At 65.5% G+C, this 9,227-nt stretch carries 9 protein-coding genes and 1 pseudogene; 6 read left to right on the top strand and 4 right to left on the bottom strand.

The window, feature by feature from the left end; genetic code table 11:
• Window positions 1–243, bottom strand: a 243-nt coding sequence (locus tag J6525_RS47375) for a helix-turn-helix domain-containing protein (RefSeq protein WP_312010070.1), incomplete at its 3' end; no start/stop codon positions are given.
• A gap of 270 nt (window positions 244–513) precedes the next feature.
• Here J6525_RS47375 and dapD point away from each other — a divergent pair.
• The 3 genes from dapD to dapE all read left to right on the top strand — a co-directional run bounded on the left by dapD (window position 514) and on the right by dapE (window position 3,393).
• Complete coding sequence (dapD, locus tag J6525_RS45115; RefSeq protein ID WP_225649467.1) at window positions 514–1,359, top strand: 2,3,4,5-tetrahydropyridine-2,6-dicarboxylate N-succinyltransferase; 846 nt, start codon at window positions 514–516, stop codon at window positions 1,357–1,359.
• A 238-nt stretch (window positions 1,360–1,597) separates the two neighbouring features.
• Window positions 1,598–2,209, top strand: coding sequence for a DUF805 domain-containing protein (locus tag J6525_RS45110; RefSeq protein ID WP_225649466.1), 612 nt, complete (start codon window positions 1,598–1,600; stop codon window positions 2,207–2,209).
• A 17-nt stretch (window positions 2,210–2,226) separates the two neighbouring features.
• On the top strand, window positions 2,227–3,393 hold the full coding sequence (gene dapE / locus J6525_RS45105; protein WP_225649465.1) for a succinyl-diaminopimelate desuccinylase: 1,167 nt from the start codon (window positions 2,227–2,229) through the stop codon (window positions 3,391–3,393).
• Between the two features lie 259 nt (window positions 3,394–3,652).
• On the opposite strand, the gene truA is transcribed toward dapE, so the two are convergent.
• From truA to def, 3 genes are read right to left on the bottom strand one after another with little or no spacing between them, the layout of a single operon-like run.
• Entirely contained in the window at window positions 3,653–4,390 is a 738-nt protein-coding gene (truA, locus tag J6525_RS45100) for a tRNA pseudouridine(38-40) synthase TruA (protein ID WP_225649464.1), read from the bottom strand.
• Window positions 4,390–5,325: a methionyl-tRNA formyltransferase gene (gene fmt / locus J6525_RS45095; RefSeq protein WP_225649463.1), complete on the bottom strand. Its 936-nt coding sequence runs from the start codon at window positions 5,323–5,325 to the stop codon at window positions 4,390–4,392. Before fmt ends, truA begins: the two co-directional genes overlap by 1 nt.
• A gap of 30 nt (window positions 5,326–5,355) precedes the next feature.
• Window positions 5,356–5,883, bottom strand: a complete 528-nt coding sequence (gene def, locus J6525_RS45090) for a peptide deformylase (RefSeq protein WP_038385628.1) — start codon at window positions 5,881–5,883, stop codon at window positions 5,356–5,358.
• Window positions 5,884–6,053: 170 nt separating this feature from the next.
• Between def and J6525_RS45085 the strand changes: the two genes are divergently transcribed.
• From J6525_RS45085 to J6525_RS45075, 3 genes and pseudogenes are all read left to right on the top strand, one after another.
• The gene (locus J6525_RS45085; protein WP_225649462.1) at window positions 6,054–7,274 is read left to right on the top strand and encodes a DNA recombination protein RmuC; all 1,221 of its coding nucleotides are present in this window, start codon (window positions 6,054–6,056) and stop codon (window positions 7,272–7,274) included.
• Between the two features lie 195 nt (window positions 7,275–7,469).
• Complete coding sequence (locus J6525_RS45080; RefSeq protein WP_225649461.1) at window positions 7,470–8,840, top strand: AmpG family muropeptide MFS transporter; 1,371 nt, start codon at window positions 7,470–7,472, stop codon at window positions 8,838–8,840.
• A gap of 259 nt (window positions 8,841–9,099) precedes the next feature.
• Window positions 9,100–9,227: pseudogene (locus J6525_RS45075) on the top strand (IS110 family transposase); the annotation flags it as partial.

Below are 9,227 nucleotides of genomic sequence, written 5' to 3'. Positions count from 1 at the left end.
GCGGCGCAGGCCGGGCTCCCGTTCGAGGCGTCCGCCCGTCCAGCGCCGCGCTCGCATCTGGTGCTGGGCATAGCTCGGCTTGTAGCCGACCTGGCTCCCCCGATTGCGCCTCAGTTCCCGAGAGATCGTTGATGGCGAGCGATCCAGAGCTGCCGCGATTTGCCGGACCGAGCTGCCATTGGCCGATAGGCAGGCAATCTCGCATCGGTCGTCCAGAGAGAGCTGCTTGTAAGTCCGCCCCATGGCAACACCTCCTCAAGGAAGTGTTGCACTTCGTTTGTGAACTCAGGGGACCCATAACCACCAATCTGCGCCTTGCTACGCGCCGTGGCCGCAGCGTGCCGCAACACGGGCATTCGTGGTTATGGGTCCCTGCTCGCGCTTCGCTTGGCCGGGACGACGGAAGAGAGACCACTCGGCGACGGAGGAGTTTGCCTTGACTCCGCGGCCCCAAATTCCGAAAAAGCCCCGCAAAATCCCGTCATAATCCCCGATACGCCAAGGATTGTCCCGATGTCGCTGTCCGCCCTCGAAACCACCGTCAACACCGCGTTCGACGCCCGCGAAGGCATTTCGACCTCGACCAAGGGCGAGGTCCGCGAGGCGGTCGACCACGCGCTGGAGCTGCTCGACAAGGGCGAGGCCCGCGTCGCCGAGCGCGAGTCGAGCGGCAAGTGGAAGGTCAATCAGTGGCTGAAGAAGGCCGTGCTGCTCTCGTTCCGCCTCAACGACATGGGCCAGATCGCCGGCGGCCCGGGCAAGGCATCGTGGTGGGACAAGGTGCCGTCGAAGTTCGAGGGCTGGGGCGAGAACCGTTTCCGCGACGCCGGCTTCCGCGCCGTGCCGGGCGCGATCGTGCGCCGCTCGGCCTTCATCGCCCGCAACGTCGTGCTGATGCCCTCCTTCGTCAATCTCGGCGCCTATGTCGATGAAGCCACCATGATCGACACCTGGTCGACGGTCGGCTCCTGCGCCCAGATCGGCAAGCGCGTGCACATCTCCGGCGGCGTCGGCATCGGCGGCGTGCTCGAGCCGCTGCAGGCCGAGCCCGTGATCGTCGAGGACGACTGCTTCATCGGCGCGCGCTCGGAGGTCGCCGAGGGCGTGATCGTGCGCAAGGGCGCGGTGCTGTCGATGGGCGTGTTCCTCGGCGCCTCGACCAAGATCGTCGACCGCGAGACCGGCGAAATCTTCGTCGGCGAGGTCCCGGAATATGCCGTCGTGGTGCCCGGCACCCTGCCGGCCAAGCCGCTGAAGAACGGCCAGCCGGGACCTGCCACCGCCTGCGCCGTGATCGTCAAGCGGGTCGACGAGCGCACCCGCGCCAAGACCAGCATCAACGAGCTGCTGCGGGACTGATCGGTCTTCCGCTGCAATAATCTATCACCGTCACCCTGAGGAGGCCGCGAAGCGGCCGTCTCGAAGGGTCGACGGCCCGACTGTGCCCGTTCACCCTTCGAGACGCGCTACGCGCTCCTCCAGCGACAAAGGCGAAGCCTTTGCGCGGGGGTGACGGATCACATTTCGAACCAAGCACCTCTCCAAAACGACATATCTCCGGGCCGCGAAGAATTGCCGCAGCCCGGAGCTTATTTTCATGGACTGGGCCAATTACCTGTTCGGCTTCAAGGGCCGCGTCAACCGGGCCAAATTCTGGCTCGCGGGGCTGATCATCGTCTGCTGGATGATGTTCCTGGCTTTGCTGGCGGTCTCGGCCGGCCTCGGCGGCAAGAACGGGTTCAGCTTCAATGTCGACGACATCTTCCGGGCCTTCGACCCCGACAGCTACAAATCGCTGAGCTGGGCCGGATTGCCGGCATTGCTGGTCAAGGCGTGCGGAACGTTCTTGTTCGTTTGGGTCTATGTCGCTGTCTCGATCAAGCGACTGCACGACCGTGACAAGAGCGGCTGGTGGATGGTCCCGTTTTTCGCGATCCCGGGTCTCGTGAGCCAGTTCTCGGATCGGCTCCCCGATGAATCCTATTGGGTGATGGCCGCGGGCCTGATCGTCTTCGTGCTCTATGTCTGGGGCTTCATCGAGCTCGCCTTTTTGCGCGGCACCAGCTACCCCAATCGCTATGGCCCCAATCCGCTTGGGAAAACCCATGTGCGGCAAGGCCGCGACAGCGGGTCGCGCTCCGCGCGCGGCTGGGATCAGCAGAGCGAGCTCGATATCGTGCCGCACAAAGCTGGTCCCCCTGCCGTGTGACGTGTTAAGCGAGGCGCATGAGTGATGCCGTCTCGATTACCCGCGATCTCGTTCGCTGCCCCTCCGTCACCCCGGCCGACGCCGGCGCGCTTGGCGTTCTCGAAAGTCTGCTGAAAGCCGCCGGCTTCGAGGTCCACCGCGTGACCTTCTCCGAGCCCGGCACCGCCGATGTCGACAACCTCTATGCGCGCATCGGCACCTCGGCGCCGCATATCACCTTCGCCGGCCACACCGACGTGGTGCCGCCCGGCGATGAAGCGGCATGGACGCTCGGCGCGTTCTCCGGCGAGGTCAAGGACGGTTATCTCTATGGCCGCGGCGCCGTCGACATGAAGGGCGGCATCGCCTGCAGCGTTGCCGCGGTGCTGCAATATCTCAGCGACCATGGCGGCAAGCCACAAGAGAATGGCAACGGCTCGATCTCCTTCCTGATCACCGGCGATGAGGAAGACGTCTCGATCAACGGCACCGTCAAGCTGTTGAAATGGTGCGCCGAGCGTGGCGAGACATTCGATCATTGCGTGCTCGGCGAGCCCTCGAATGTCGAAGTGCTGGGCGACATGATCAAGATCGGCCGGCGCGGCTCGCAATCCGGCACGCTGGTCGTCGACGGCGTGCAGGGCCACGTCGCCTATCCGCACCGCGCCTCCAATCCGGTGCCTGATATCTCGCGGCTCATCGTGGCGCTGAGCGACGAGCCGCTCGATCACGGCAGCGCGCAGTTCCAGGCCAGCAACCTCGAATTCACCACGGTCGATGTCGGCAACACCGCGAGCAACGTGATCCCCGGCCAGGCACGGGCGAAATTCAACATCCGCTACAACGACAACCACACCCAGGAGAGCCTGCGGCAGCTTGTCGATGAGCGGCTGGCGAAAGCCTGCGGCAACCGGATCCGCGCCCATATCGATTGGCAACCGTCGAACTCGAACGTGTTCGTCACCCAGCCCGGCCCGTTCACCGACCTCGCGGTCGCCGCGATCGAGGAGGTCACCGGCCGCAGGCCGGAGCTCTCCACCTCCGGCGGCACCTCGGATGCGCGCTTCATCTCCAGCTATTGCCCGGTGATCGAGTTCGGCCTGGTCGGCCAGACCATGCACCAGGTCGACGAGCGCACGCCGGTGGCCGATCTGGAGAAGCTGACGAAGATCTATCGCGGCGTGCTGGAGCGGTATTTCGGGTAGGCCAGCCGCCCGGCTGGGCAAAAACATCGAAAACAACCCCATGCACAGTAGGGATTGGGGCTACGAGCCATCCACCCGCACCAGATACAGCGTGGTATTTCGGGTAGGCTCACATCCGTAGGATGGGTAGAGCGCAACGAAACCCATCATGGGCGCCGCGGATTCGAAGTGATGGGTTTCGCGGAGTTTATCATCGGGCCGCGCGTTGCGCGGACTCGTTGGCTCCACCCATCCTACAAGATCATTCACACCGCCTAGACTAGTAGTCCACCCGCATCAGGTAGAGCCCGTCCGGCGGCGCCACGGGGCCGCAGGCGGCGCGGTTGCGGGCGGCGAGCGCGGCGGCAAGGTCGTCGGCGCTCCAGCGACCCTCGCCGACCCACACCAGCGAGCCCACCATCGAGCGCACCTGGCTGTGCAGGAACGAGCGCGCCGACGTCACGATGTTGACGGCGGCGCCGTCACGGGTGACGTCGAGCTGATCGAGCGTCTTGTCCGGTGATTTGGCCTGGCACTCGGTGTCGCGGAAGGTGGTGAAATCGTGCTTGCCGAGCAGGCGCTGCGCCGCGGCGTGCATCGCGTCAGCATCGAGCGCGCGCGGCACGCGCCAGACCCGGCCGATGTCGAGCGCGAGGTTCGCGCGGGTGTTGGTGATGCGATAGAGATAGTGCCGCCTGGTCGCCGAGAACCGCGCCTCGAAATCGTCGGGCACGATGTCAGCTGCGAGCACGCCGATCGGATTGGGCCGCAGATGCGCGTTCAGCCCGTCGCGGAAGCGGCCGGGCGGGAAGTGCTTGGCGATGTCGCAATGCGCGACCTGGCCGCGCGCATGCACGCCGGCATCGGTACGCCCTGCGCCATGGACGCGCACGTCCTCGCCGCAGATCGCCTTGACCGCCGTCTCCAGCGCGCCCTGCACGGTCGGCGCGGTGTCCTGGATCTGCCAGCCGGAGAACGGCGTGCCGTCATACTCGATGGTGAGCTTGTAGCGCGGCATCAGCTGAGCCGCGCAGGCGGCTTCAGCGGCGTGCCGCGCAGGAAGTCCGCCGCCTTCATCGGCGCCTTGCCGGCGCGCTGCAGTTCGAGGATCCGGATCGCGCCGTCGCCGCAGGCGATCGCGAAATTGTCGTCGAGCACAGCGCCCGGTGCGCCCGAGCCTTTCGCCTGCTCGCAGCGCAGGATTTTCAGCCGCACCGGCTCGCCTTCGCCGGTGAGCTCGCACCAGGCGCCGGGAAACGGCGAGAGCCCGTGAATGTGCCGCAGCACCGCATGCGCCGGCTGCTTCCAGTCGATCCGCGCCTCGGCCTTCTCGATCTTGGCGGCATAGGTGACGCCGTCCTCGCTCTGCTTCGTCAGCTGCAAGCCGCCGCGCCCGAGCGCCGCCATCGCGCGCACCATCAGGTCGGCACCGAGCGGCGCCAGCGCGTCGTGCAGATCGGATGCCGTCATGCTGTCCGTGATCGCCAGCCGCTCGGCCATCGCGACGTCCCCGGTGTCGAGGCCGACATCCATCTTCATCACCATCACGCCGCTCGCGGCATCGCCAGCCATGATGGCGCGGTTGATCGGCGCGGCGCCGCGCCAGCGCGGCAATAGCGAAGCATGCAGGTTGAAGCAGCCGAGCTTCGGCGCGTCGAGAATGGCTTGCGGCAGGATCATGCCATAGGCGACGACGACGGCGGCATCCGCGTCATGCGCGCGAAACTCCTCGAGCGCTTCCGGGGTCTTGAGGGTCTTCGGCGTCAGCACGGGAATGCCGAGGCGGCGCGCCTCCTGCTCGACCGGCGTCGGCTGCAGCTGCAGCCCGCGCCGCCCGCCCGGCTTCGGCGCGCGGGTGTAGACCGCCACGACCTCATGGCCATGGGCTACGAGCTCCAGCAGCGTCGGCACCGCGAAATCGGGCGTGCCCATGAAGATCAGGCGGAGAGGCATGCGATCGATTTCTTCCGAGAGTAAGCGGCGTTACTCCGCCGCGCGCTTGGCGGCCTTCTCGAATTTCTTGAAGACGCGGTCGCGCTTCAGTTTCGACAGATAATCCACGAACAGCACGCCGTTGAGATGATCGATTTCGTGCTGGATGCAGGTGGCGTAGAGCCCTTCCGCATCCTCCTCATGCACCGTGCCGTCGAGATCGGTGAATCGCACGCGTACCCGCGCCGGCCGCTCGACCTCCTCGTAATATTCGGGGATCGACAGGCAGCCCTCTTCGTACACCGACAGCTCTTCCGAACGCGCAATGATCTCCGGATTGATGAAGACGCGCGGCTTCGCCGTGGTTTCGCCGTTCTCGTCGCGCTTGGCGAGGTCCATGGTGATCAGCCGCAGCGGCTGCGCGACCTGGATCGCCGCCAGCCCAATGCCGGGCGCGTCATACATGGTCTCGAGCATGTCGTCGGCCAGCTTGCGGATCTCCGGCGTCACCTTCTCGATCGGTTTCGACACCAGCCGCAACTGCTTGTCCGGCAGGATGATAATTTCTCTTAATGCCATGGCGGCGATTTAAGCTGCTGACTTCATGGGGTCAATGCGCTCAGGAACCCGTTAGGACAACCTTAACCACGTTTCTTCACCCCGCATTAACCCGGAAAATCAGGAATGCATTTGCCATAAACGTTCCCTCTTCGTTCGCGCCTGGCCGCGAATCGGCTACAACTGCCGGCATGAACGAGATTCTCCTCACGATTGGCGACCTCCCCGTCCGTGTCTCCGACGCATTGATCGGCCTTGGGGCGCTGGCGCTGATCCTGCTGTTCGCCATTGCGGTGGTGATCGCACGCGCCAGCCGGCGCGGCGCGGAACTCGCAATGGCCCAGGCCATCCGCGCCGAAGAGCTGGAGGAGCGCCTCGCCGACATGCTGCGGGCCCAGAGCGAATCCTCCGGGCGGGTCGATGCCAAGGTTGATACTATGGCGCAGGCGCTGGCCGGCCGCCAGGCCGAGATGGCCCGGGCCGTCAACGAGCGGCTCGATTCGGTGACCCACCGGGTCGGCCAGTCGATGGAGCAATCGACCCGCAACACGATGGATTCGCTGCGCGTGCTGCATGAGCGGCTCGGCATCATCGACCACGCGCACAAGAACCTCAACGAGCTCACCACCCAGGTGACGACGCTGCGCGACGTGCTCGCCAACAAGCAATCCCGCGGCGCGTTCGGCCAGGCGCGGATGGAGGCGATCGTCCAGGACGGCATGCCGAAGGGGTCGTTCGAGTTCCAGTACACGCTGACGTCGGGCAAGCGGCCGGACTGCGTCGTGTTCCTGCCCGACCAGCGCCCGCTCTGCATCGACGCGAAATTCCCGCTCGAGGCCATGACCGCGCTGCACGATGCGCGCAGCGACGAGGAGCGCAAATTCGCCAGCCAGCGGCTGCGCGCCGACGTGCTGAAGCATGTCAGCGACATCGCGGAGAAGTACCTGATCCCGGGCGAGACCCAGGACACCGCGCTGATGTTCGTGCCGTCGGAATCGGTCTATGCCGAGATCCATGACGGCTTCGACGACGTGATCCAGAAGGCCTATCGCGCCCGCGTCGTGCTGGTGTCGCCCTCGCTCTTGATGCTGGCGATCCAGGTGATGCAGCAGATCCTGAAGGACGCCCGCATCCGCGACGCCGCCGACCAGATCCGCAACGAGGTGATGCATCTCGGCGACGACCTCGGCCGCCTGCGCGATCGCGTGCTCAAGCTGCAGACCCATTTCGGCCAGGTGAACGAGGACGTCAGGCAGATCCTGATCTCCGCCGACAAGATCGAGAAACGCGCCGGCCGCATTGAGGAACTCGACTTCAGCAAGTCCGAGACCCCGATCGAAGTGCCCCGCTTCGTCAAGCCCAGCACGTCCGACCTGTTCCCCGCCCCCCGCAAGCTGCAGGCGGGGGAGTAGCCCCGAAGTCACCTCGCCGCGCCTGCGGGGAGAGGTCGAAGTTCGCGCATCGCGCGAATTTCGGGTGAGGGGGAGCTTCCGCATACTGCGCACGGCATAATTCGCGGAGAAGGCCCCTCACCCCAACCCTCTCCCCGCGATAGAGCGGGGAGAGGGAGCCAAGGCAGCCGCGGTCGAATCTGCTAACAGAGGGGCATGACCGCGCCCGAAGTGACCGCGACCCAGTCGGAAAAGAATCCCCCCGCCGCCACCTCATGGCGCGACGGTTTTGCCGTGTACCTGCAGCCGCGGGTGCTGATCGTGCTGCTGCTGGGCTTCTCCTCGGGGCTGCCGCTGGCGCTGTCGGGCTCGACGCTGCAGGTCTGGATGAAGGAGGCCGGGGTCGATCTCGGCACCATCGGGCTGCTGGCGCTGATCGGCACGCCCTACACGCTGAAATTCCTCTGGGCGCCGCTGGTCGACGCACTGCACGTGCCGCTGTTCACGCAGATGTTCGGCCGCCGCCGCGGCTGGCTGCTGTTCTCGCAGCTGCTGCTGATCGCGGCGATCCTGGTACTGGCGATGGCCGATCCGGCGCGCTCGCCATGGTTCGCGGCCTTCGCCGCGCTGCTGGTCGCAACCGCATCGTCGACGCAGGACATCGTGGTCGATGCCTTCCGCGTCGAAAGCCTGCCCGAAAGCGAGCAGGCCGCCGGCATGGCGTCCTATGTCGCGGCCTACCGCGTCGGCATGCTGGTCTCGACCGCCGGCGCGCTGTTCATCGTCAGCGGCTTCGAGTCCGCTGGCCTCGTGCGCCTGTCGGCCTGGATGTGGGGCTATGTGGTGATGGCCGCACTGGTCGTGATCGGCATCGTCACCGCGCTTGCGGCGACCGAGCCGACGCAATCGAAGGGCGCGGAGGCGGCGACGCATGCGCAGAACGCGGCCGAACGCGTGCTACATGCCGCGCTCGGCGCGTTCTCCGAGTTCCTCAGCCGCAAGGACGCCTTCGCGGCGCTCGCCTTTGTGGTGCTGTTCAAGTTCACCGACGCGTTTTCAGGCACCATGACCGCGCCGTTCGTGATCGACATCGGCTTTTCCAAGGTCGATTACGCGGCGATCGTGAAGGGCGTCGGCCTTGCTGCGACCCTTATCGGCGGCTTTGCCGGCGGCTTCGTGGCGCGGCGCTATTCGCTCGCGACCAGCCTGTGGATCGGCGGCGTGCTGCAGGCGATCGCCAACCTCTCGTTCTCGTGGCTGGCGCATGTCGGGGTCGATCAATGGGCGCTGGCGCTTGCGATCACCGCGGAGAATTTCACCAGCGCGATCGGCACCGTGATCTTCGTCGCCTATTTGTCGGCGCTGTGCCGCAATCCGCTGCACACCGCGACCCAGTATGCGCTGCTGACGGCGCTCGCCGCGGTCGGCCGCACCTATCTGTCGTCAGGCGCCGGTTATGTCGCCAAGGCCGTCGGCTGGCAGATGTTCTTCGTGATCTGCGTGCTGGTCGCGATCCCGAGCCTGATCCTGCTCGCCTGGCTGCAGCGGCGCGGGCATTTCGACGAGCTGGGACCGGTCAGGGTTTAGTCGCCTGTAGCCCGGCTTGACCGGGTGATCCAGTATTCCAGAGGCGTTCGTAATTCAGCGGAGAAGCCGCGGAACCACTCTCTCCGCGCGTCGTCCTGGCGAAAGCCAGGACCCATTACCCCAACTCTCAATTGTTGCGCGACGCTGGGGCCACGATCCCGTTCATCATCAAAATGCGGTGGTTGATGGTGTGGACGGCCCCCTACGGCATCAGTGTGCCAGAATGAGGTTGTCTAGATCTCATACAAGGGAGCCGTCCGTGAACCAGATTATCCGCATTGGGATTGATACGTCGAAGTATATTTTTGTGCTGCATGGGGTTGATGCGGCGGAGCAGGTGGTGCTGCGCAAGAAGCTGTCGCGCAAACAAGTGCTGGAGTTCTTCGC

The sequence above is a fragment of the Bradyrhizobium australafricanum genome, from assembly GCF_020329495.1.
GTDB classification, from domain to species: Bacteria; Pseudomonadota; Alphaproteobacteria; order Rhizobiales; family Xanthobacteraceae; genus Bradyrhizobium; species Bradyrhizobium australafricanum.
The sequence above is the reverse complement of the archived record's forward strand: the minus strand, read 5'-3'. Positions and strand labels throughout refer to the sequence as shown.